At 67.3% G+C, this 505-nt stretch carries 1 protein-coding gene; it reads right to left on the bottom strand.

Going from position 1 to position 505, the window contains the following annotated elements; all coding sequences use genetic code 11:
• Positions 1 to 505: PAS domain-containing protein (locus GYA94_RS26665; protein WP_161893453.1), on the bottom strand; the 505-nt coding region annotated here is incomplete at both ends.

The following is a 505-nucleotide window of genomic DNA, read 5'->3' as shown; positions in this document are numbered from 1 at the left end:
CGCGGCAAAGCGCTGGCGGGTTTCGGCATCAAGCTCGTGCGCGCTGTCGGCCAGATGGCTGGCGTAGAGCATGGCTGCCGACAAGGGGGTACGGATCTGATGCGCCAGCGAGGCGACCATGCGCCCCAGCGCCGACAGGCGCTCATGGCGCGCCAACTGGTCCTGCAGGCGTCGGGTTTCAGTCAGGTCGTTGAGCAGCACCAACTGGCCAGGCTCGGCGTCCAGGGAACGGGTGGCGATGGACAGACGGCGGCCGTCGCGTAGCGAGACTTCATGGCCGTCATCCTTGCGCGGTGCAAAGCTGCGGGCAATCACCTGGCGCCACAGCTGGCCGAGCAACGGCTCGCCGAGCAGTTGGCAGGCGGCCGGGTTGGCTTCACGCACAAGGCCTTGGCCATCGATCACGATCACCCCGCCAGGCAGCAGGTCCAGCAGGTTCTGCAGGCGGTTGGCCAGGCGTTCCTTTTCACTCAGTTCGTCGATGCGCTGGGCGCTGACCACCGCC

The sequence above is a fragment of the Pseudomonas juntendi genome (genome assembly GCF_009932375.1).
Lineage (GTDB): Bacteria > Pseudomonadota > Gammaproteobacteria > Pseudomonadales > Pseudomonadaceae > Aquipseudomonas > Aquipseudomonas juntendi.
This window is presented reverse-complemented; position numbering and strand designations above follow the sequence as displayed.